16 protein-coding genes, 1 pseudogene and 1 other annotated feature are annotated in these 22,647 nt (G+C 46.8%); of the genes and pseudogenes, 13 read left to right on the forward strand and 4 right to left on the reverse strand.

The features are described 5' to 3' along the window. The first annotated feature begins 24 nt into the window (after window positions 1-24). From secE to ACWOEX_RS02650, 8 genes are all read left to right on the forward strand, one after another. Window positions 25-189 (forward strand): preprotein translocase subunit SecE, encoded by a 165-nt coding sequence (gene secE / locus ACWOEX_RS02615; protein WP_455297758.1) that lies wholly within the window; start codon window positions 25-27, stop codon window positions 187-189. Between the two features lie 120 nt (window positions 190-309). Beyond that, window positions 310-870: a transcription termination/antitermination protein NusG gene (gene nusG / locus ACWOEX_RS02620; RefSeq protein WP_455297759.1), complete on the forward strand. Its 561-nt coding sequence runs from the start codon at window positions 310-312 to the stop codon at window positions 868-870. Window positions 871-1,040: 170 nt separating this feature from the next. Beyond that, the gene (locus ACWOEX_RS02625) at window positions 1,041-2,414 is read left to right on the forward strand and encodes an FAD-dependent oxidoreductase (protein WP_455297760.1); all 1,374 of its coding nucleotides are present in this window, start codon (window positions 1,041-1,043) and stop codon (window positions 2,412-2,414) included. A 192-nt stretch (window positions 2,415-2,606) separates the two neighbouring features. Then, the gene (gene rplK, locus ACWOEX_RS02630; RefSeq protein WP_455297761.1) at window positions 2,607-3,032 is read left to right on the forward strand and encodes a 50S ribosomal protein L11; all 426 of its coding nucleotides are present in this window, start codon (window positions 2,607-2,609) and stop codon (window positions 3,030-3,032) included. A gap of 82 nt (window positions 3,033-3,114) precedes the next feature. Beyond that, window positions 3,115-3,804 (forward strand): 50S ribosomal protein L1, encoded by a 690-nt coding sequence (rplA, locus tag ACWOEX_RS02635; protein ID WP_455297763.1) that lies wholly within the window; start codon window positions 3,115-3,117, stop codon window positions 3,802-3,804. 41 nt (window positions 3,805-3,845) lie between these two features. Continuing rightward, window positions 3,846-3,995: a sequence feature (ribosomal protein L10 leader region), on the forward strand. Between the two features lie 38 nt (window positions 3,996-4,033). Further along, a complete protein-coding gene (gene rplJ, locus ACWOEX_RS02640) occupies window positions 4,034-4,537 on the forward strand; it encodes a 50S ribosomal protein L10 (protein ID WP_455297764.1) in 504 nt (167 codons plus the stop codon). Window positions 4,538-4,595: 58 nt separating this feature from the next. Further along, window positions 4,596-4,967: a 50S ribosomal protein L7/L12 gene (gene rplL, locus ACWOEX_RS02645; protein ID WP_455297765.1), complete on the forward strand. Its 372-nt coding sequence runs from the start codon at window positions 4,596-4,598 to the stop codon at window positions 4,965-4,967. Window positions 4,968-5,090: 123 nt separating this feature from the next. Further along, window positions 5,091-6,635: an AbgT family transporter gene (locus tag ACWOEX_RS02650; RefSeq protein WP_455297766.1), complete on the forward strand. Its 1,545-nt coding sequence runs from the start codon at window positions 5,091-5,093 to the stop codon at window positions 6,633-6,635. Window positions 6,636-6,760: 125 nt separating this feature from the next. Here ACWOEX_RS02650 and ACWOEX_RS02655 read toward each other — a convergent pair whose 3' ends face one another. Continuing rightward, the gene (locus ACWOEX_RS02655; protein ID WP_455297767.1) at window positions 6,761-7,459 is read right to left on the reverse strand and encodes a hypothetical protein; all 699 of its coding nucleotides are present in this window, start codon (window positions 7,457-7,459) and stop codon (window positions 6,761-6,763) included. Between the two features lie 115 nt (window positions 7,460-7,574). On the opposite strand from ACWOEX_RS02655, the gene ACWOEX_RS02660 reads away from it, so the two are divergent. The 3 genes and pseudogenes from ACWOEX_RS02660 to ACWOEX_RS02670 all read left to right on the forward strand — a co-directional run bounded on the left by ACWOEX_RS02660 (window position 7,575) and on the right by ACWOEX_RS02670 (window position 11,341). Beyond that, entirely contained in the window at window positions 7,575-8,180 is a 606-nt protein-coding gene (locus ACWOEX_RS02660; RefSeq protein WP_455297769.1) for a class I SAM-dependent methyltransferase, read from the forward strand. Between the two features lie 124 nt (window positions 8,181-8,304). After that, window positions 8,305-9,561, forward strand: coding sequence for a quaternary amine ABC transporter ATP-binding protein (locus ACWOEX_RS02665; protein ID WP_455297770.1), 1,257 nt, complete (start codon window positions 8,305-8,307; stop codon window positions 9,559-9,561). A 31-nt stretch (window positions 9,562-9,592) separates the two neighbouring features. Further along, window positions 9,593-11,341 (forward strand): annotated as a pseudogene (locus ACWOEX_RS02670) (ABC transporter permease/substrate binding protein). 137 nt (window positions 11,342-11,478) lie between these two features. On the opposite strand, the gene ACWOEX_RS02675 reads toward ACWOEX_RS02670, so the two are convergent. The 3 genes from ACWOEX_RS02675 to ACWOEX_RS02685 all read right to left on the reverse strand — a co-directional run bounded on the left by ACWOEX_RS02675 (window position 11,479) and on the right by ACWOEX_RS02685 (window position 14,886). Then, the gene (locus tag ACWOEX_RS02675) at window positions 11,479-12,765 is read right to left on the reverse strand and encodes a dicarboxylate/amino acid:cation symporter (protein WP_455297772.1); all 1,287 of its coding nucleotides are present in this window, start codon (window positions 12,763-12,765) and stop codon (window positions 11,479-11,481) included. A 210-nt stretch (window positions 12,766-12,975) separates the two neighbouring features. After that, on the reverse strand, window positions 12,976-14,316 hold the full coding sequence (nox, locus tag ACWOEX_RS02680) for a H2O-forming NADH oxidase (RefSeq protein WP_455297773.1): 1,341 nt from the start codon (window positions 14,314-14,316) through the stop codon (window positions 12,976-12,978). Between the two features lie 384 nt (window positions 14,317-14,700). After that, window positions 14,701-14,886 (reverse strand): ComC/BlpC family leader-containing pheromone/bacteriocin, encoded by a 186-nt coding sequence (locus tag ACWOEX_RS02685; RefSeq protein ID WP_455297774.1) that lies wholly within the window; start codon window positions 14,884-14,886, stop codon window positions 14,701-14,703. 450 nt (window positions 14,887-15,336) lie between these two features. Between ACWOEX_RS02685 and rpoB the strand changes: the two genes are divergently transcribed. Together rpoB and rpoC are read left to right on the forward strand one after the other, a co-directional pair. Next, window positions 15,337-18,915 (forward strand): DNA-directed RNA polymerase subunit beta, encoded by a 3,579-nt coding sequence (gene rpoB, locus ACWOEX_RS02690; protein WP_455297775.1) that lies wholly within the window; start codon window positions 15,337-15,339, stop codon window positions 18,913-18,915. 33 nt (window positions 18,916-18,948) lie between these two features. Next, on the forward strand, window positions 18,949-22,641 hold the full coding sequence (gene rpoC, locus ACWOEX_RS02695) for a DNA-directed RNA polymerase subunit beta' (protein WP_455297777.1): 3,693 nt from the start codon (window positions 18,949-18,951) through the stop codon (window positions 22,639-22,641). Window positions 22,642-22,647: the final 6 nt, after the last annotated feature.

Raw genomic sequence — 22,647 nt, forward strand, 5'->3', positions numbered from 1 at the left:
TCATTAGAGAAAAGAGGCAAAACCATGGGAAAAATCTTCGGTGAACTTAAAAATGTAACCTGGCCAACAGGTAAACAACTCGGTCGCGACACCTCAGTTGTTATTATGATGATCATTATCTTTTCAGTTTTTCTCGGTGTCGTTGACGAAATCGTTACCGTCTTATTCAATTGGTTCTTGTCGATTTAATTTTTCTTGAAATGACTACAAACCATGACAAAGTGTGATACACTGAGTCAGTGAGCAAAAGCCTTTCAGTTTTTTGGAAGGTTTTTTATTTAGGATTTTTTAATAGAAAGTGAGCGAAACATGGCAGACGCATTAGAAACGAAAAAACAATGGTACGTATTACACACTTATTCTGGATATGAAAACAAAGTCGCACAGAACTTGCGCAGCCGTATTACATCAATGGGCATGGAAGAAAACATCTTCCGCGTGATTGTGCCAGAAGAAGATCATATTCAAAAGACCAAGACAGGTAAAGAAAAAGTCGTAAAACAGAATACTTTCCCTGGATACGTCTTCGTTGAAATGATCATGAGCGATGACGCGTGGTTCGTGGTTCGTAATACGCCGAACGTGACGGGCTTCCTCGGTTCACACGGTCAGGGTTCCAAACCAGTACCGTTGTTCCCGGATGAAGCGCATCGTCTCTTGCGTTCGCAAGGTATCTCCGCACCGAAACGCGACATTCAGTTCGAAGTCGGCGAAACGGTCGAAGTGGTCGATGGTGCCTTCCTCGGTATGGTGGGTCACGTTGAAGAAATCGATATGGAAAAAGAACGTCTCAAGATTACCGTGGAAATGTTCGGTCGCGAAACCTCTGCCGAAGTGGAATTCGATCAGGTGGACAAATTAAACGCCTAATTCTTAAGAATTTAGAAAGATTCTAAATTTCAGTATTTTTTATGTTGGATTTCGCCCAGTTTTTGCTATAATAATGTCACAAAGAAAGCGTATACTTTTTTTGAATATTAACTTTGACATATATGCTACTGCTTGTGGGCGGTAGTTCGCAAAAACAAGGAGGTCATTCGATGAAAATTGCAGTTTTAGGAACGTCTCATGGTGGTTATGAAGCCGTTCAGACCATTTTGGAACAACAACCGGACGCAGAAATTCATCTTTATGAACAAGGCAAGACTGCTTCCTTCCTATCTTGTGGGATCCAATCTTACTTAGAGGGCGAATCAAAATCCCTCGATGATTTACACTACGCGACGGCTGACTCCTACTCAAAACAAGGTGTCAACATCCACATCGAAACCCAAGTGATCGGTTTCGACGCAGAAAACCACACCGTAAAAGTGAAAGACAAAGATGGTGAACGTGAAGACACGTACGACAAATTGTTGCTCTTCCCAGGTGCTATTCCTTTCCAATTGCCAATTCCAGGTACGGACTTAGACCACGTGTACTACCTCAGAGGTCGTGAATGGGCTGGTAAAGTCAAAGACCGCATGGCGGATGCCGAGAAAGTCGTTGTTATCGGTGGAGGTTACATCGGTATCGAAGCCGCAGAAGCTTACGCTAAAGCTGGCAAAGACGTGACGGTATTAGACTTTGCGGACCGTATCTTGCCAACATACCTCGACGAACCGTTCACTAAAGTCTTGGAAGCACACGCTGCTGAAAAAGGCATGGCCTTCCACGGTGGCGAAAAAGCGCAAGAAATTATCGGTGACGAAAACGGCGTAACTGCTGTGAAGACTGATAAAGGTGAATACGAAGCTGACACGGTGATTATCGCTGTTGGTATTCGTCCAAACACGGCATGGCTCAAGGACTACTTAGACCTCGATGCACGTGGTTTCATCGAAATCAACGAAAAAGGTGAAACTTCTGCGACAGACGTTTACGCTGGTGGGGACGCAACGAAGATTAAATTTTCCGCAACGGGTGCTGACGTATCCATCGCCTTGGCATCTAACGCACGTCGTCAGAGTATCGTCGCAACCTTGAACGCCTTAGGTATCGATGCCGAAATGAATGTATTGTCCGGTACTTCCGGCTTGCACTTGTTCGACTACAACTTCGGTACAACCGGCATCAAGGACTCTAACGCTAGCTGGTACGACGGCGAAGTGGCTCACCACTATATGGAAGTCGGCATTCGTCCAACGTTCTTGAACATTCCAGAAGAAGAAAACAAGATCTACATGCAGATCAACTACGACAAGGAATCTAAGGTTGTCTTAGGGGCACAATTCATGTCCAAGACTTCAGTTGCGGAATACGCAAACATCATTTCCTTAGCGATCGACAACAAATACACGCTCGATCAACTCGGACGTTCCGACTTCTTCTTCCAACCAGAATTCGATACGCCATGGCACCCAATCAGTGTCTTAGCCTTCGCTGCTAACGGCCGTACATACGGTTCTGGTAAGATGTTGTTCGAACAAAAATAAGCATTAAATATTAATCTTTAAAGAGCGGGTGCTTCGTGTACCTGCTTTTTTGATTTCCTTTTTTGGAGTGGAAGGGTTGAAAATTCGCCAAAAGTATGGTTAAATTTATGTTTGTGTTGATTGCACACTGAGTGGGAGGGGAATTTCCCCACTTCACCACATCACGATATAACGAATAAGGAGGAATTTATCGTGGCTAAAAAAGTCGAAACGATTGTTAAATTGCAAATTCCTGCAGGTCAAGCAAGTCCTGCTCCCCCGGTTGGTCCAGCTTTAGGTCAGGCTGGTATTAACATCATGGGATTCACTAAGGAATTCAATGCACAGACCCAAGACCAACAAGGCTATATCATTCCGGTTGTCATCACTGTATATGAAGATCGTTCATTTACATTTGTGACTAAGACGCCACCAGCTGCTGACTTATTGAAGAAAGCTGCAAAAGTTGACAAAGGTTCTGGTGAGCCGAACACGAACAAGGTAGCGAGCGTTACCTCTGATCAAGTTCGTGAAATCGCAGAAATGAAGATGAAAGACCTCAATGCAGCAGATGTTGAAGCTGCTATGCGCATGATTGAAGGTACTGCACGTTCGATGGGATTCACTGTCGAAGGCTAATCAACCTTTAACACTGCGCCGTAACGTTAAACCGTTATGCGTGGGAGGGTAACCGTTAAAACCACAAGTAGGAGGAATAATAATGGCAAAAAAATCTAAAAAATTAAAACAAGCATACGAAAAAATTGATCGCAACCGTTTATACGACGCAAAAGAAGCGATCGAGGCTGTCAAAGAAGCAAGTTTCGCAAACTTTGATGAAGGTATCGAAGTTTCTTATAACTTGAACTTGGACGTTAAGAAAAACGAACAACAGTTACGTGGCGCTATCGTAATGCCTAAGGGTACTGGTAAAGACCAGAAAGTCTTAGTATTCGCACAAGGTGAAAAAGCTGAAGAAGCGCGCGAAGCTGGTGCTGACTACGTTGGTGACAGCGACTACGTTGAAAAAATCAACGATGGTTGGATGGACTTCGACGTTGTTGTAGCTACACCAGACATGATGGGACAAATTGGTCGTTTAGGTCGTGTATTGGGACCTAAAGGCTTAATGCCAAACCCTAAAACTGGTACGGTAACAATGGACGTTAAACAGGCTGTTTCTGACATCAAAGCTGGTCAGATTGAATACCGTACCGACAAAGGTGGTAACATCCATGTATTGATCGGTCGCGTATCTTTCGAAACCGAAGACTTGTTGGAAAACTTGCGCGCAATCAACGAAGTACTCTTGCGTGCACGTCCAGCAGCTGTTAAAGGTCGTTACGTCCAGAACCTTGTTGTTTCTGCAACAATGGGACCTGGCGTGAAGATCGACCCACTTTCAATCTAAAAAAAGATTGCACTCTCTAAAAGAGTGTGATAGATTAGAAACATATTCATATCGAGTGACCGAAGACCGTTAGCGGCTAACGCCTTAATGAATGCTAACCGAGGAAATACATTGATGTGTCTCGCTTTTTAGTGAGCGCGCATTGATGATGCTCTGTGTCTTTGGGGATGCAGAGCATTTTTTTATGACTAAGGTGACTTGAGACTAATCTTATGGAGGTGAAATAAACGTGAGCGAAGCAATTATTGAATCAAAGAAACAATACGTTAACGAAGTTGCTGAACAATTGAAATCTGCTGAAAGTATCGTCGCTGTAGACTACTTAGGATTAACGGTTGCTGAAGTAACTGAATTACGTCGTCAATTGCGTGAAGAAGGTGTATCTTTCCGCGTTATCAAGAACACGATGATCCGTCGTGCCCTTGACCAAAACGGTGTAGAATACAACGAAGAACTCTTCCACGGTCCTACCGCTTTAGCATTTAGCGAGGACGACGCAACTGCTCCAGCGCGTATCTTGAAGAATTTCTCCAAGGACGCTGAAGCATTGACCTTGAAGGGTGGTTTCTACGATGGTAAGGAATTAACCCTCGAAGAAGTTGAACGTTTCGCATCTCTACCAGGACGCGAAGGTTTACTTTCTATGTTACTCTCTGTATTGCAAGCACCAGTCCGCAACGTGGCATACGCTGTCAAGGCTGTTCAAGACAAGGCAGAAGAAGAGGAAGCATAAGCTTAATCGCAAGTTAAACATTACAATCAAACAGTATCATTATTAGGAGGAAAACTAAATGGCATTAGACGTAAATGCAATTGTTGACCAATTAAAAGAAGCAACAATTTTGGAACTCGCTGACTTAGTATCAGCAATTGAAGAAGAATTCGGCGTTTCTGCTGCTGCTCCAGTAGCTGCTGCAGGTGCTGCAGGCGCAGGCGCTGCTGAAGAAGAAAAAACAGAATTTGATGTTGAATTGACTGAAGCAGGTGCTGCTAAGATCAAAGTCATCAAAGCTGTTCGTGAAGCAACTGGCTTAGGCTTGAAAGAAGCTAAAGACCTCGTTGACGGCGCTCCAGCTGTTGTTAAAGAAGGTCTTCCTAAAGAAGAAGCCGAAGCACTTGTTGCTGCAATTGAAGCTGCCGGTGGTAAAGCTGAATTGAAATAATCACTTTTGATTATTTAATTTAAGCCAATGAAGAGCTCTCGGGGGTTATCCCGGGAGCTCTTTTCATTTTATGTATGGGAAGTGAATACACCATTATCAGTGTATTCAGGGAGGTTTGTTAAATTGGTAGAAGAAAAGAAAGACCAAGGGCGTCTACAGCGATGGCTGGATGGGATCGAGCGCATCGGTAATAAAATGCCGCATCCGGTCGTTGTCTTTATTATTTTAATTGTGATTACAATGTTAGTATCAGCGATTGTCTCATGGGCAGGCGCTAGCGTGAGTTTCTTCGACGCGAAAGCGGGTGAAGAAACGACTGTTCAGGCGGTTTCACTATTGAACGCTGAAGGACTCCGTTACATTTTCAATAGTGCGGTTGAGAACTTTACGTCATTCGCACCATTGGGGACAGTGCTCGTCGCCATGCTCGGAGTCGGTGTTGCAGAAGGTAGTGGATTGATCGGTACGGCGCTGCGTAAATTGATTGCTAAAGTACCACATTCGCTACTCACGGCGGTCGTTGTATTCGCTGGGATTATTTCAAATATTGCTTCAGACGCCGGCTATGTGGTTGTCGTTCCCTTAGGCGCCATTATGTTTGCGAGTGCCAAACGACACCCGCTCGCTGGTCTGGCGGCTGCCTTTGCCGGGGTATCTGGGGGCTTCTCGGCCAATCTCATCTTTGGCCCTACTGATGCGATTTTAGTTGGTATTACGAATGAAGCGTTGCAGTCAGTCGGTATCGATTCGAATATCTTAATTACATCGAACTGGTACTTCCTGATCGCATCCACGATTCTCTTGATGATTGTCGGAACGATCGTTACCGAACGCATTGTTGAACCGCATCTCGGCGAGTACAAAGGAAACTATGCAGCGTACGAAGCAGATGAAATCACCGCCGAAGAAAACCGCGGATTACGTAACGCCGGAATCACTCTATTCCTCGTATTCGTCGGTACGTTCTTACTATTGAATCCGTGGTTTGGCCCAATGCAGGAATTGAACCCAGAAACGAATCAGATGTCGCTCGACAACTTCATGTTGAACGGTTTGATCTTCCTATTGTTTCTGATCTTCATCATTCCAGGGATCGCCTACGGTAAAACAGTCGGCAAGATCAATAATTCAACGGATCTCGTTGACATGATGTCCGAAGCCATGCAGTCGATGGGTGGTTACCTCGTCCTCGCTTTCTTCGCGTCACAGTTGATCGCCTACTTCAGTTACACCAATCTCGGTATCATCATCGCCAGCAAAGGTGCTGAGTTCCTACAAAACTGGCACATTACCGGGATTCCGTTGGTGATTCTGTTTATTCTATTTTCAGCGTTTATCAACTTATTTATGGGATCAGCCAGTGCCAAATGGGCGATCTTAGCACCGATTTTCGTACCGATGTTTGTACAAGTCGGACTCTCGCCGGAAATGACGCAGATGGCGTATCGTATCGCTGACTCATCCACAAACATCATCACACCATTGATGAGTTACTTCGCGATGATTCTCGTCTTCATGCAGCGTTACGACAAGGATAGCGGACTCGGCACCTTGATTTCAACCATGTTGCCGTACTCCATGGCCTTCCTCGTGAGTTGGTCTGTATTACTCATCATTTGGTTTGTCTTGCAGTTACCACTCGGACCAGGCGCCAACGTCTTTATCTAATCGAAATGATCAAGCTCTTGGATGTTCCGGGAGCTTTTTTGTATGGCGAAGTGTTGCATCTACACGGTGGATTAATAGTTTTTACCGTGTGAATGCAACATCACAACTTTTTTGTCCCAAATATGCTACTGTTTTTGGGACATATCCTCCCTCCTCAACCACCGCCTCATAACAACCTGAATGGCGAGACTGACCGGTACACCGATGATAAAACTCAGATAGAAGGTGTACGGTGCGAACCAATAGATGATGAGAATCACTGTATGATTGAAGAAAGAAGCAGCGAGAATGCATAGGACGTGTGTTTGCCAAATTTTCCAGGTCTGCTGCCACGATGCGAGGAAGGATAAATCGTTCAAACATTGCCCAAAAGTATGTTCGATCATCGGTAGTGCCATACCGGTGAAGGTGAACAGCCCGATAAACAGAAGGGGGCGTGGAATGACCTGTCGGCTGAGAAATAGTGATAGTGCGAAGGCTAAATAGAGACTATCGCGCCAGAGAAAATGACAGAGTACGTTGAGCCTTAGTAACTGTTTTAAAGCAAAACCCGAACGCCAGATCCAGAGCGTGACGATAGCGTCTAACGCAAACATCCAGCCGATCAATAACCAGACATTAATCATGAGTAATTTCTGAAAGGCGGGTTGGAAGCCGAGCGAGGTTTCCGGGTGTGTCAGCATGCTGACGAGTAGCCCGACTGGATAGCTCATCAAGAGGCCGGTCACGACCACGCTAATCACACTGAAACTCAACCAAAATAGTTTTTCCATCCATAATAAAGCTACAAGTTCTCCAATAAATTGTTTTGCGCGTGCGTACATTCCATCGCCTCTTTCTAGCTGTTCTATTAATTAAATACGATCAAAATTCCAGTATTAGTCGCTAAAAACAACAATAAATACGGTATGATAGAAGAGATTAGTTCAGGAGGTTGTTATGGCACACCAATATTTTGATGATAATCGCGAATTAGCACATGAGTATTTAACATTTGAAACAACAATCCACAATAAGCCGTATCGTTTCAGAACGGATAGCGGGGTGTTCTCACGCCAACAGATGGATTTCGGCAGTCGCTTGTTGGTGGAAACACTGTTCGAGCAGCTTCCAATCACCGGAGACGTCCTCGATCTCGGTTGCGGCTACGGGCCGATGGGGATTGCAGTGGCGCAGGAGCATCCTGAGATTCACGTCGACATGGTTGATGTGAGTGAGCGTGCGTTGGAACTCGCACGCGACAATGCCAAACTGAACGGTGTCGACAATGTCACCATTCAGACATCGGACGGCTATGAAACCGTCACAAAGATGGACTACCAAGTCATTCTCACCAACCCACCGATCCGTGCGGGGAAGGCAGTTGTGCATCGCTTTATCGAAGAAGCACACGACCACTTAACAGCTGGCGGTCACCTCGTACTTGTGATTCAGAAGAAACAGGGAGCGCCGAGTGCAAAAAACAAAATGATCGAGACGTTCGGAAATGTGGAACGTATCGCCTTGAAAAAGGGCTACTGGATCCTCGACAGTCAGAAAAAATAGTGAAAAAAATACGATAATTCAACGGTTATGTTTTGAAGTTGTCGTGTTTTTTTGTTAGGGTTGTAAACGTGTTTGTGCCAAGTGAGGCACTTTGTGAAATCTATGAACAATGAAGGGAGTTACAATGGCAGGTATTCGTATTGAAAATCTGACAAAAATCTACGGAAATTCAGAACAAGTCCGTGAAGCCAGCAAAATGGTAAAAGACAATAAATCGAAGGAAGAGATCGTCGACAAGACAGGGGCGACGGTCGGGGTTTATGAAGCTTCCTTTGATATTCAAGAAGGCGAGACATTTGTGATCATGGGGTTATCCGGTTCTGGTAAATCCACGATCTTACGTATGTTGAATCGTCTGATCGAACCAACGAGTGGTGACGTCTACATTGGCGATCAGAACTTAACAAAGGCTGACAAGAAGGAATTACGCGAAATTCGTCGTAAGAAAGTCAGCATGGTATTCCAGAACTTCGCGCTTTTCCCACACCGTACGTTGCTTGAAAACACAGAGTACGGGTTGGAAGTGCAGGGAATGGACAAGAAGGAACGCCGTGAACGTGCAGCGAAAGCATTGGATAATGCTGGACTCGGCGCTTACAAAGATCAGTATCCTTCCCAGTTGTCCGGTGGTATGCAGCAGCGTGTTGGATTAGCGCGTGCGCTCGCAAACGATCCAGAGATCCTCTTGATGGACGAAGCGTTCTCCGCATTGGACCCATTGATTCGTCGCGACATGCAGGACGAACTCTTAGAAATTCAGGAAAACTTGAACAAGACGATCGTCTTCATCACGCACGACTTGGACGAAGCGTTGCGTCTCGGTGATCACATCGCCTTGATGCGTGACGGTCATGTCGTTCAGGTCGGTACGGGCGAAGAGATCCTTGAAAACCCAGAAAACGACTTCGTTGAGAAATTCGTTGAAAATGTTGATCGTGGTAAGATCTTCACCGCTGAACAGGCGATGGACGTGCCAGACGGCCTGATCAACGTTGATCGTACTGGAGCACGCGTTTCCTTGCGTATTATGCGTGACCTCAAGATGAGCAACATCCCAGTGGTTAATGATAAACGTGAGCTCCTCGGTTACATTAACGATAGCGATCTCGTGACATACATCTCCCAACACAAGAATGAGAAGAACTTGAATGTTCGTTCGCTCATTAAGGAAGATGTGCCAGTCGTTCACTTGGATACACCATTGAACGACGTCGTGAACGTCATGGGTAAAAACGACATGGCGATTACCGTTGTCGACGATGACAACATTCTGCGCGGTTACGTCAACCGCCGTCTCGTGATCGACCAGATGTCATCCGGTAGTGAGGATGATTTTGTGGTCGCTAGCGAACTCAGTGATGACCCATTCAACAAAAACTAATACGGAATTAAGAGAAAGGATAAGTTAAACAATGGATAATTTATTACCGGTACCTCGAATTCCGGTAGGTGAATTTGTCGAAAACGTAACAGAATGGATGACCATCAACTTGAGCGGCTTCTTTGATGCGTTCAAGAACGGTGGGGACACGATCATGGGTGGTATTTCAAACCTCCTACTCATGATTCCGCCATTCCTATTCATTATTTTACTCGCAGTACTCGCATACTTTGCAAGCAAGCGTCGTTTCGGTCTACCCGTCTTTGTCTTGATCGGTTTCGGTTACATCCTCAACCAAGGACTCTGGACGGAATTGATCGATACGATTACGTTAGTGCTCGTTTCCGCATTGATCTCCGTCGTGATCGGTATTCCGCTCGGTATCCTAACCGCCAAAAGCAAGATCGCGCACACGATCGTGGAGCCGATCCTAGACCTCATGCAGACGATGCCAGCGTTCGTTTACCTGATTCCAGCCGTTGCCTTCTTCGGTATCGGTATGGTGCCAGGGATGGTCGCTTCCGTGATCTTCGCTTTACCGCCAACGGTACGTTTCACGGAACTCGGACTTAACGAAATTCCAGAAGACTTGATCGAAGCGGCTGACGCTTTTGGTAGTACGTCTTCACAGAAATTATTCAAGGTCGAATTACCACTCGCTACCGCAACCATGATGGCTGGGGTCAACCAAACCGTGATGTTAGCCCTCTCCATGGTCGTTACCGGTTCAATGATCGGTGCACCGGGTCTCGGGGATAACGTCCTCACCGCCCTCCAGCAATCACAGGTCGGTAACGGATTTACGGCCGGTTTGGGTATCGTTATCTTGGCGATCACCATCGACCGCATGACCAAAACATTCGCCGCTAAACGCAACTAATACGAGGAGGCAATAATACATATGTTCAAAAAAATCGCATACGGTATTCTCGCCATTTTCGGTTTAATCTTGACGCTCGGTAGCCGCGGTGCGTATGAATCTGACTTGATTCAGGAAGATGCACCGAACGGAACGATCACCATCTCCTTGGTGAACTGGGATTCTGAGATTGCATCATCCAACGTCCTCGCCGAAGCATTCCGCCGTGCCGGTTTCGATCCTGAAATTGTCTCCGTGGAAAACTCTATCATGTGGGAATCCCTCGCAAACGGTGAAGCGGATGCGTCCGTTTCTGCGTGGTTACCAACATCTCACGCTGCACAGTACGAACAATACCAGGATCGTATCGACTTTATCGGGGTTAACTTAGAAAATGCAATGACGGGATTGGCCGTGCCAACGTACATGGATGTTGATTCAATCGAAGATTTAACTGACGAAGCAGGTAAGGTCATTACGAGTATCGAACCGGGTGCCGGTGTCGTTGAGAAGACGAAAAACTTGATTGAAGACTACCCGAACATGGATGATAGCTGGACGGTCGCAACGTCTTCATCCGGTGCCATGGCGACGCAGTTAGGTAAAGCCTACAACAATGGGGACGAAATCATCGTTACCGGTTGGTCACCACACTGGAAATTCCAGAAGTACGACCTCAAGTACCTCGAGGATCCACAAGAACACTACGGTGTTGAAAGTGTCTACACGATGGCACGCCTCGGTCTCAAGGAAGAGAATCCAAAAGCTTACAAACTCTTGGAAAACTTCCACTGGGATATCGACGACAGTGAAGAAGTCATGTTGAAAATCAACGAAGGGATGCCAGCTGAAGAAGCGGCACGTGAATTCGTTGATAACAACCCAGAACTACTCGAAGAGTGGTTAGAAGGCGTCAACTAATATAGCAATCAAACGGTACAGCATTCACGGTGTGCCGTTTTTTTGTAGGAAGAGGGACGACGGAAACAGAGCCGTCGTCTTTTTTTGCGCATGCAAAAAATCCTCCCCGCAGCGTGCGAGAAGGATTTTGAGGTTGCTTAGGCTTCTTGATATTTAGTGCGGTCGAGTTCGCCTTCGAGTGAAGAGACGATCACACCAGTTGAAGCGGCGGCTTCAACATTTGTTGCGGTACGGAAGATGTCTGCGATACCTGAGATCGGCGCGATGATTAAGATCATCTCGAGCGGTAAGCCCATCGCTGCGAACATACCAGTTGCGGTAATCGTTGCGGTGCCTGGGACACCGACTGTACCGAGGGAAACTAAGAGTGCTACAGCGATCATCGTTACGTACTGTACGAAAGTAAATTCGATACCGAGTGAATTCACGGTGAAGATCGCGAGTGTGACTGGCCAGATCGCAGCACAGCCCGGCATACCGAATGTAACACCGACTGAACCAGCGAATGAGGCGATTTCTTCCTTAGTTCCCATGTTCATATCGGTTTCGATAATGGCTGGGAGGGTAGCGACCGAACTCTGCGTGCCGGCACCGAGTAACCATACAGGGAAGAAGTTACGGATGAACGTCCACGGATTCACACGACCGAGAATTGCCAATAAGGCTGGCGTCGTAATGAATGAGTGGAAGAGGCAGGCGATGATCACCACAAATAATAATTTCAATAGTGCAGCAACGAATGATAGATCCAAACCGCCGACCTGATCCGCAATCAATGAGAGAATTGCGTACGGCGTGAAGCCAACGATATTCCCAACGACTGCGTTCATTAACTGACGACCGGACTCGATGAATGACATCACCGGTTTAATTTCATCCTTGTCTTTGTACAAAATAATGCTGACACCGATAATAACGGCGAAGAATACGATTGGAATAACCTGTAACTCCAACAAGTGTTCACCCAGGTTACTTGGGAAGAAACCAACAATCGTTTCGGTCACTGATGGGACCTCGCGGATTTCACCCTCAGCTGCCAAGTTCGCAACCGAAGTGTCCCCAACTTTGATGAGGAACGTAAACGCTATAGCTGTCAGTGATGCGATCACGTTGTGTGTGGAGAGCACACCGAGTGTTTTGGAACCGATCGTTCCCAGTTTTGAGAGTGATCCGATACTCGCAACGGTTGCGATAACTGAGAAGAGTAGGAACGGAATCACAAATGCTTTCAAGATATTCGCAAAAATTTGACCGAACAAGACGATATATGAGGTATGTCCTTTGAAGACTAACCCCACGACGATCGCCATGGCGGTAGCAGTTAGGACGCGGACGGTCAGTGAGAGCTCCTTCTTCTTCATCAAGTGAAGAATATAGAAGAGCACTAGCGTGACGAGTACGCCTAAAAACTCTAGCACTATCATCATCTCCTTACAAAAAGTGCTTACACTTTAAAAGTGTAAGTATGAAGATAACAGATAAAATTTACGAACGCAACCCGTTGCACTCAAAAATTCCATTATTTGATAAAATTTTTCTACAATACATACAAAAAAAGACATACAAAAAAAAAGCCCACCTGTACGCGCAAGTGGGCTGATCATTGGTTATATGAATAAATCGTCTAATTAATCTTATTTACCCGCTTGCAACGCAGCCATTGTTACGTAGTTGTATGGCTGGTTGAAGTGTGGCAAGAAGAAGAGGTCTAATAATTGTAATTCTTCGATCGTCTTACCGTCTTGAATTGCCAAGGAGAACATGTGGATCAACATGGAAATGTCGTAAGTTGATGCCAACTGTGCCCCAACGATGCGGTGACCGTCTTTTTCGAAGATAATACGGATCTTCACTTTAGCATTTTCATCTTCTGGCATGAACGCAGGTTTCTGCAAGTCTTCGAAGTCAACGTGTTCTACTTCGATGCCGGCTTTTTCTGCGGCATGCAAGTTCAAACCGCTAGAAATCAAGTTCAAACCGAAGATGGAGATACCGTTAGAACCTTGGATACCCGCACCTTCGATAGATGTACCGCCGATGTTGTGTCCAGCCACGATACCGGAACGAACCGCGTTAGAAGCCAAGGCAATGTAGGCAGGTTCCTTCAAGGCGTTGGAGTAGTTGTTTGCACAGTCACCGATTGCGTAAACGCTAGGGTTGCTTGTTTGGAAGTGACGGTCAACTTTGTAAGCACCGTTCACGAAGCGGTCGAGGTGGTCGCCGCCGAGTTCAGCGTTTGGACGGAAACCAACTGCACTGATCACCATGTCGAGATCGTAAGTGCCTTTGTCGGTACGTAAGCCAGTCACACGGCCGTTTTCACCGATAAATTCTTGTGCTAATTCACCGAAGTGCGTTTCGATACCGTGTTCTTCCAAGTTGTCGTCCATCAATGCAGCGAATTCTGGGTCGTAGTAGCTTGCCAATGACGTTGGTGCAGCGTCGAATTGGATGACTTTCTTACCGCGGCGTTTGCAGGCTTCCGCAATTTCCACACCGATGTAACCTGCACCGATGACACCGACAGTTTCCACACCTGGTTCGTCCAACGCGTGGTCAACCGCTTGACCTTCTTGGAATAATTTCAAGAAGTGGATACCATCGAGGTCATGACCTGGAATTGGCAAGACGATTGGTGCAGAACCGGTTGCTAAGATCAGGGTGTCGTAGCTTTCTTCGAGTTTTTCGCCGGCTTTTGTTTCAGCGAAAACAACTTTCTTGTCGAAGTCGATGTCGGTAACGGTCGTTTCTAAGGAAATCTTCGCACCTTTTGCTTCGAAGTCTTCCGGTTTCGTGTAGAACAACCCTTCATAGCCGTCGATCTGGCGACCAACCCATAATGCCGTCCCACAACCCAAGTAACTCAAGTTCGTGTTACGGTCGAGCATGACAACTTCTTGGTTATCGTAGTTGTCGAGCAACGTATTCGCTGCCGCGATACCCGCATGGTTCGTTCCGATAATGACTGTTTTCATAATAAAAGAGCCTCCTCATAAGTGTACGATCATCTGCATGTGATCGATTTCATGATATCCATATTATACTCACTACTTTCTGAAAATAAAATAGACAATAATAAAAAATGAAAAATTTTATAGAAATTTAAACATCACAAACGTTAAATTATCGACCTAAAAAATAGGAAAGAAAAAACGAGAGACGGGGGGATGCCTCTCGTTAAGTTGTTTGTAGAGCCAGGAATGAACGGCTACCACAGCGATTCCGATAAGTAGAACGGCACCGAACTCTGACCAACCATCAAAGGGGCGCATGACCGCGTGTACAGCGGCACCAATAGCAAAGAATTCAAAAATATAGAAGAAAAATTTCATTAATTTCATTTTAATCATCAATTTTCATTATTTGAATGTAATCGCAAACCACTGACTCGGATCTTTTCTGGCGCTTTCGGTCGCTTTACCAGCTAGATAGTTGTAGAGAACCATGCCCATGACGATACTGGCACCAACGACGAGACTACCACCGCGTACTTGTTTCAGCTCATCAGTCGTTAGTGCTTTGAATGGTTGCTTTTCGATAGTCATTACAAAACCTCCTTCATCGTATACTGTGTAATCGCTATCTTTACTTCTTTTAATATCATGGCACAAGCATTAGCAGTGTAGGAGGACTGTTCCTAAAAAGTCGCAAAATGTGCGTGAAGCGACAAAATATATCTAATAGCGTATTTTTAGGTGATCTATAATAAATAGAAAAATTTGAACGAAAACGTAGGTTACTTTTATTTTATCCTTATATGCCTTCCGACTTGACAACCGTCTAGAAGAGGTGTAGAGTAACGGATACTGTTGGATTTTTAGACAATGTCGTGCGAAATATTGTCCGTGCGGCAGATGGGGAACAAAAGAATTTTTGACTACGGTCATTGGCTCTTTTGTCTTTTTTTTGCCTTTATTTTGTCAGAGAATGGCTCAATAAAGCGATTTTATTCAATTTTCAGTGCTTAGAATTTATTAATGAGAGGTGGCCACTGAATGCCAGGACATGATGTGAAATACGGTAAGCATCGCGTACGTCGCTCCTATTCACGAATTAATGAAGTGTTGGAGTTACCAAATCTGATTGAAATTCAGACCGATTCTTACCAATGGCTGTTAGATGAAGGAATCAAGGAGATGTTCCAGGATATCTCCCCAATCGAGGATCACTCTGGGAAGTTACAACTCGAGTTCATCGATTACCAATTCGATGAGCCAAAATACACAGTAGATGAAGCGCGCGCACATGATGCGAACTACTCACGCCCAATGTACGCGAAATTACGCTTAGTGAACAGCGAAACCGGTGAAATCAAGGATCAGAGCGTCTTCTTTGGTGATTTCCCGATTATGACGAAGAGCGGTACGTTCATTATTAACGGTTCTGAACGTGTTATCGTCTCCCAGTTGGTGCGTTCACCAGGTGTATACTTCCACGACCGTATCGACAAGAACGGTAAACAATCATTCGGTTCGACTGTCATCCCTAACCGTGGGGCGTGGCTCGAAATGGAAACTGACGCCAAAGATATTTCTTATGTACGTATCGACCGTACCCGTAAGTTAGCATTGACGGTATTAATGCGTGCACTCGGTTTTGGTTCCGACGACCAGATCCGTGAATTGTTCGGTGATAGCGAAACGTTAGACTTAACCTTGGAAAAAGACGTCCACAAAGATGCTTCCGATTCCCGTACGGAAGAAGCGTTGAAGGATATTTACGAACGTCTTCGCCCAGGTGAACCGAAGACAGCGGAATCTTCACGTAATATGTTGATTACCCGTTTCTTCGACCCACGTCGTTACGACTTGGCGGCGGTTGGACGTTACAAAGTCAACAAGAAATTAGACTTAGTGAACCGTCTTCGCGATCAGGAACTCGCTGAAAACATCATTGATGAAGAAACCGGCGAAGTTTTGATTCCGGAAGGTACCGTTTTCGACCGTGAAAACTTAGAAAAATACGAAGATGTTATTAAGGGCGGCGCTGGTAAGATGACCGTTTACCCTAACGAAGATGGGGTATTGCCAGATCCAGTTGATATTCAGTTGTTCCGCGTTTACGCACCGAAAGACCACGACCGTGTGATCAACGTGATCGGTAACGCGTACCCAGAAGATGACGTTAAAGCATTGACGATTGCTGACGTGGTAGCCTCTCTCAGCTACTTCTTGAACCTTTACGAAGGTTTGGGCGACACGGACGACATCGACCACTTGGGTAACCGCCGTATCCGTTCTGTCGGTGAATTGTTGCAGAACCAGTTGCGTATCGGTATGAGCCGTATGGAACGTGTCGTTCGTGAACGTATGTCCATCCAAGACATGGAAACCGTGACACCACAACAATTGGTGAACATTCGTCCTGTAGTTGCTGCGATCCGTGAATTCTTCGGAAGCTCTCAGCTCTCCCAGTTCATGGACCAGAACAACCCATTGTCCGAGTTGACGCACAAACGTCGTCTCTCCGCATTGGGACCAGGTGGGTTGACGCGTGATCGTGCCGGTTATGAAGTTCGTGACGTGCACTACACACACTACGGTCGTATGTGTCCGATCGAAACGCCTGAAGGTCCGAACATCGGTTTGATCAACTCGCTCGCAACGTACGCGAAGATCAACAAGTACGGTTTCATCGAAACACCTTACCGTCGTGTCGACTGGCACACGCACAAGGTAACGGACCGTATCGACTACTTGACCGCTGACGAAGAAGATAAATACGTTATCGCGCAAGGTAACACGCCGTTGAATGACGACGGTTCTTTCGCAACGGATAACATCATGGCACGTTACGTCGAAGAAAACATCGAAGTTGCACCAGAACGCGTCGACTACATGGACGTTTCGCCTAAACAGGTCGTTTCTGCCGCAACCGCATGTATTCCGTTCTTGGAAAACGACGACTCTAACCGTGCCTTGATGGGTGCCAACATGCAGCGTCAGGCTGTACCATTGTTGCAGCCACACGCACCACTCGTGGGTACGGGTATGGAATACATCAACGCGCACGACTCCGGTGCAGCAGTTGTTGCTGAAGCAGACGGTGAAGTAGAATACGTTGATGCCCGTGAAATCCGCATTCGCGAAACAGACGGCACATTGCGTCGTTACGAATTAACGAAATACCAACGTTCAAACGCCTCTACCTGCTACAACCAGACACCTCTGGTTAAACACGGTGAAACGGTTGAACGTGGCGATATTCTAGCAAACGGTCCATCCATGGAAGATGGCGAAATGGCGCTCGGTCAGAACCCAGTCGTTGCCTTCATGACATGGGACGGTTTCAACTACGAAGACGCGGTCGTTATTTCCGAACGTCTCGTGAAGGAAGACGTCTACACGTCCATTCACATTGATGAATTAGAATCCGAATCACGCGATACGAAACTTGGACCACAGGAAATTACCCGTGAAATTCCAAACGTCGGCGAAGATGCCTTGAAGAACCTCGACTCCCGCGGAATTATCCGTGTCGGTGCCGAAGTTAAAGACGGCGATATCTTGGTCGGTAAGGTTACCCCTAAAGGTGTGACCGAATTGAGTCCGGAAGAACACTTACTGCACGCCATTTTTGGTGAAAAAGCACGTGAAGTTCGTGACGACTCCCTCCGCGTACCACACGGTGGTGGCGGTATCGTCAACGACGTTAAAGTCTTCTACCGTGAAAACGGTGACGAACTCAAACCGGGTGTTTCCATGATGGTTCGTGTATACATCATTCAGAAACGTAAGATCCAGGTTGGGGACAAGATGGCCGGTCGTCATGGTAACAAAGGGGTTGTCTCCATCGTGTTACCAGAAGAAGACATGCCATTCTTGCCAGACGGTACGCCAGTTGATATCTGTTTGAACCCATTAGGGGTGCCTTCGCGTATGAATATCGGACAGGTATTAGAATTGCACCTCGGTATGGCTGCACGTAATCTCGGTATCCACGTTGCGACACCAGTATTCGACGGTGCCATCGACGCTGATATCTGGGATACCGTTGAGGAAGCGGGTATGGCTGAAGACGCTAAGACCGTGCTTTATGACGGACGTACCGGTGAACCATTCGATAACCGCGTATCCGTTGGGGTAATGTACTACCTCAAGTTGTCCCACATGGTCGATGACAAGTTGCATGCCCGTTCAATTGGACCTTATTCACTCGTTACGCAACAGCCGCTCGGTGGTAAAGCACAGTTCGGCGGTCAGCGTTTCGGTGAAATGGAGGTTTGGGCATTGGAAGCTTATGGTGCCGCCTACACCTTGCAGGAAATCTTGACCTACAAGTCCGACGACGTTCAGGGTCGTGTACAGACTTATGAAGCGATCGTCAAAGGTGAACGCATCGGTCGTCCGGGTGTCCCAGAATCTTTCCGCGTGCTCGTTAAAGAATTACAGTCACTCGGTATGGACGTTCAGGTACTCGACGCTGAGAACGCAGAAATCGATCTCCGTGATGAAGATCCAGTCCTTCAACAGAATCTCGCCAATATGGCTAAACCAGCCGAAGACGCGAGCGAAGAAAAAGCGGACGACGCCAAACAAGCTGACGTTGATTCCACTGAGAAAGCAAAACAATAAGCAACCGTTTGATAGAAAAGGGAGGTTGGCTTCTTGGTCGACGTAAATAAATTTGAAAGTATTAAAATCGGGATTGCTTCACCAGATAAAATCCGCTCCTGGTCACACGGTGAAGTCAAAAAACCAGAAACGATCAACTATCGTACCCTCAAACCTGAAAAAGACGGGCTATTCGACGAGCGTATTTTCGGTCCAACGAAGGACTGGGAATGTGCCTGTGGTAAATACAAACGTATCCGTTACGCCGGTGTTGTTTGTGACCGCTGTGGGGTAGAAGTAACACGTGCTAAAGTTCGTCGTGAACGCATGGGACACATCGAACTTGCCAGTCCAGTAACCCACATCTGGTACTTCAAAGGGATCCCAAGTCGTATGGGGCTCGTCTTGGACATGAGTCCAAAAGCCTTGGAAGAAGTCATTTACTTCGCATCCTACGTGGTAACTGACCCAGGCGAAACAGAACTCGAATACAAACAATTACTCTCTGACGCTGAATACCGTCAATACAAGATGGAACTCGGCGATCAGTTCAAAGCTGAAATCGGTGCCGAAGCGATCAAGACCTTGCTCGGCAACGTTGACGTCGCATCTGAAATCAAAGAATTGCGCGAAGAATTACGTACCGCAAAAGGCCAGAAACGTACGCGTGCCGTACGTCGTTTGGATATCCTTTCTGCCTTTGCACGTTCAAACAACGATCCACAATGGATGGTTCTCGATGCGATTCCAGTCATCCCACCTGAGTTGCGCCCAATGGTTCAGCTCGACGGTGGCCGTTTCGCAACCAGTGACTTGAACGACTTGTACCGTCGTGTCATCAACCGTAACAACCGTTTGAAACGTTTGTTGGACTTGAACGCGCCGAACATCATCGTTCAAAATGAAAGACGTATGTTGCAGGAAGCTGTCGACGCCTTGATCGATAACGGTCGTCGTGGCCGTGCCGTTCAAGGTAGCGGGGACCGTCCGTTGAAATCACTCTCTCACATGTTGAAGGGTAAACAGGGACGTTTCCGTCAGAACTTGCTCGGTAAACGTGTCGACTATTCCGGACGTTCCGTTATTGCCGTTGGTCCGCACTTGAAGTTCTACCAGTGTGGTCTACCAAAAGAAATGGCATTGGAATTATTCAAACCATTCTTGATCCGTGAATTAGTGGCTCAGGAAATCGCAACGAACGCGAAACATGCGAAACGTTTGATCGAACGCCGCGATGAATCTATCTGGGACACCCTTTCAAGCATCATGCGTGAACACCCAGTACTATTGAACCGCGCACCTACCTTGCACCGTTTAGGGATTCAGGCGTTTGAACCAGTCTTAGTTGAAGGTAAAGCGATGCGTCTTCACCCATTAGCCTGTGAAGCGTACAACGCCGACTTCGACGGGGACCAGATGGCGATCCACTTGCCATTGAGTGAAGAAGCACAAGCTGAAGCGCGTCTTTTGATGCTCGCTGCTTCTCATATCTTGAACCCTAAAGATGGTCAACCGGTTGTTACACCATCTCAGGACATGGTGCTCGGTAACTACTACCTCACCATGGAAGAAGCGGGTGTTGAAGGCGAAGGAATGCGCATCAGTTCCTTAGAGGAAGCGCACCTCGCTTACTTGAGTCACGCTCTCCAGTTGCATACACGTGTAGCGATCGATACCGATCACTTCCCTAAATATCGCTGGACGGAAGACCAAAAAGATAAGTTGATGATTACGTCTATCGGTAAATTGTTCTTCAACGAGATCATGCCGGAAGACTTCCCATTCCTCAACGAACCGACCGACTACAACCTGAATGTTCAAACACCGGATCAATTCTTCGTTGAAAAAGGTGCTGACGTGAACGCTGCCGTCAGCAAGTTGGAACCAACCTTGCCATTCAAGAAAGGTTACTTGGAAGACATCATTGCTGCCGTCTTCAAGAAAGACAAAGTGACAAAGACCTCAATGTTCCTCGACCGCTTGAAAGCGCTCGGTTACTACTACTCCACGAAGTCCGGTATCACAGTAGGTATCGCCGACATCACCGGTTTGTCTACGAAGAACGACTTGGTAGAAAAAGGTCACAAACGCGTCGACAACATCACGAAACAGTACCGTCGCGGTTTGATTACCGACGACGAACGTTACGAACAAGTCATCGCGACTTGGAACAACGTGAAGGACGAAATCGAAGACGGATTGAAATACTCACTGTCTGCCGATAACCCATTCTTCATCATGATGAACTCCGGGGCTCGTGGTAACATCTCCAACTTTACCCAGCTCGCTGGTATGCGTGGTTTGATGGCCGGTCCTAACGGTAAGATCATCGAATTGCCGGTTACTTCAAACTTCCGTGAAGGGTTATCCGTACAGGAAATGTTTATCTCCACGCACGGTGCACGTAAAGGTATGACCGATACCGCGTTGAAGACGGCCGACTCCGGTTACTTGACCCGTCGTCTCGTTGACGTGGCTCAGGACGTTATCATCCGTGAAGTTGACTGTCACACTGACCGCGGTCTCATCGTTCGTGCGATCAAGAACGGTAACGAAATGATCGAACCATTAGCTGAACGTTTGAACGGTCGTTACTGTATGAAAGAAGTTCGTGATCCAAACACAGGCGAAGTACTCGCAAAACACAACCAGCTCATGACACCAGAAGTTGCACAACGCATTGAAGATGCTGGTGTTGAAGAAGTGACGATCCGTTCTGCCTTCACTTGCCGTTCCAAACACGGTGTCTGCAAACGTTGTTACGGTTCCGACCTCGCCACAAACGGTGAAGTCGAAGTCGGTGAAGCAGTTGGTATCGTAGCCGCACAATCTATCGGCGAACCAGGTACGCAGTTGACCATGCGTACATTCCATACCGGTGGGGTTGCTGGGGATGACATCACACAAGGTTTGCCTCGTGTACAGGAAATCGTTGAAGCGCGTCATCCGAAAGGGGAAGCGGTCATCACAGAAGTTACGGGTGAAATCGTCGACATTACGATCGAAGAAGACAGCCGTAAGAAGACCGTTACCGTTAAAGGTAAGACTGACGAACGTGAATACAAAGTGCCTTACACTGCCCGACTTAAAGTGGCAGAAGGCGACTTCGTGAAACGTGGCGATCAGTTGACGGAAGGTTCAATCGATCCGAAAGAACTCTTGCGTGTCACTGACGTCTTAACCGTTGAAATGTACATGCTCTCTGAATTGCAGCGCGTTTACCGTCTGCAAGGGGTGGACATCAACGACAAGCACGTGGAAGTTATGCTCCGTCAAATGCTCCGCAAGATCCGTGTCCTCGATCCAGGTGATTCCGACTTGTTGCCAGGTAAACTCTTGGACATCGACGACTTCCGCGACCACAACGAGAAGATGGTTCGTACCGACAAAGTCCCAGCAACTGGACGTCCAGAATTGCTCGGAATTACCAAGGCTGCCTTGGAGACGAACAGCTTCTTGTCTGCCGCATCCTTCCAGGAAACGACCAAAGTCCTCACCGACGCATCGATCGAAGGAAAAGTCGATCCATTGCTTGGTTTGAAGGAAAACGTCATCATCGGGAAGATCATCCCAGCCGGTACGGGTATGCGTCGTTACCGTGACATGGAACCTGAAACGGTTGGCCAGTCCGAACATCCGATGACCTTGCGTAAGGAAGAAATGTTGACGGTCGACGAAGCTGTCGAAACCGTACAGGCTGGAACCGTCGCTGAAGAAGACGTTCCGGAATACCACGGAATGCCTTAATCACAC

The organism is Aerococcus vaginalis, from assembly GCF_053762225.1.

What these genes read in the sequence shown, in the direction of transcription:
- ACWOEX_RS02665 (WP_455297770.1), top strand. Translation starts at nt 8,305, where the DNA reads ATGGCAGGTATTCGTATTGAAAATCTGACAAAAATCTACGGAAATTCA.
- ACWOEX_RS02625 (WP_455297760.1), top strand. Translation starts at nt 1,041, where the DNA reads ATGAAAATTGCAGTTTTAGGAACGTCTCATGGTGGTTATGAAGCCGTT.
- ACWOEX_RS02660 (WP_455297769.1), top strand. Translation starts at nt 7,575, where the DNA reads ATGGCACACCAATATTTTGATGATAATCGCGAATTAGCACATGAGTAT.
- rpoB (WP_455297775.1), top strand. Translation starts at nt 15,337, where the DNA reads ATGCCAGGACATGATGTGAAATACGGTAAGCATCGCGTACGTCGCTCC.
- nox (WP_455297773.1), bottom strand. Translation starts at nt 14,316, where the DNA reads ATGAAAACAGTCATTATCGGAACGAACCATGCGGGTATCGCGGCAGCG.
- ACWOEX_RS02675 (WP_455297772.1), bottom strand. Translation starts at nt 12,765, where the DNA reads ATGATAGTGCTAGAGTTTTTAGGCGTACTCGTCACGCTAGTGCTCTTC.
- nusG (WP_455297759.1), top strand. Translation starts at nt 310, where the DNA reads ATGGCAGACGCATTAGAAACGAAAAAACAATGGTACGTATTACACACT.
- secE (WP_455297758.1), top strand. Translation starts at nt 25, where the DNA reads ATGGGAAAAATCTTCGGTGAACTTAAAAATGTAACCTGGCCAACAGGT.
- rplA (WP_455297763.1), top strand. Translation starts at nt 3,115, where the DNA reads ATGGCAAAAAAATCTAAAAAATTAAAACAAGCATACGAAAAAATTGAT.
- rplL (WP_455297765.1), top strand. Translation starts at nt 4,596, where the DNA reads ATGGCATTAGACGTAAATGCAATTGTTGACCAATTAAAAGAAGCAACA.
- ACWOEX_RS02685 (WP_455297774.1), bottom strand. Translation starts at nt 14,886, where the DNA reads ATGACTATCGAAAAGCAACCATTCAAAGCACTAACGACTGATGAGCTG.
- ACWOEX_RS02655 (WP_455297767.1), bottom strand. Translation starts at nt 7,459, where the DNA reads ATGTACGCACGCGCAAAACAATTTATTGGAGAACTTGTAGCTTTATTA.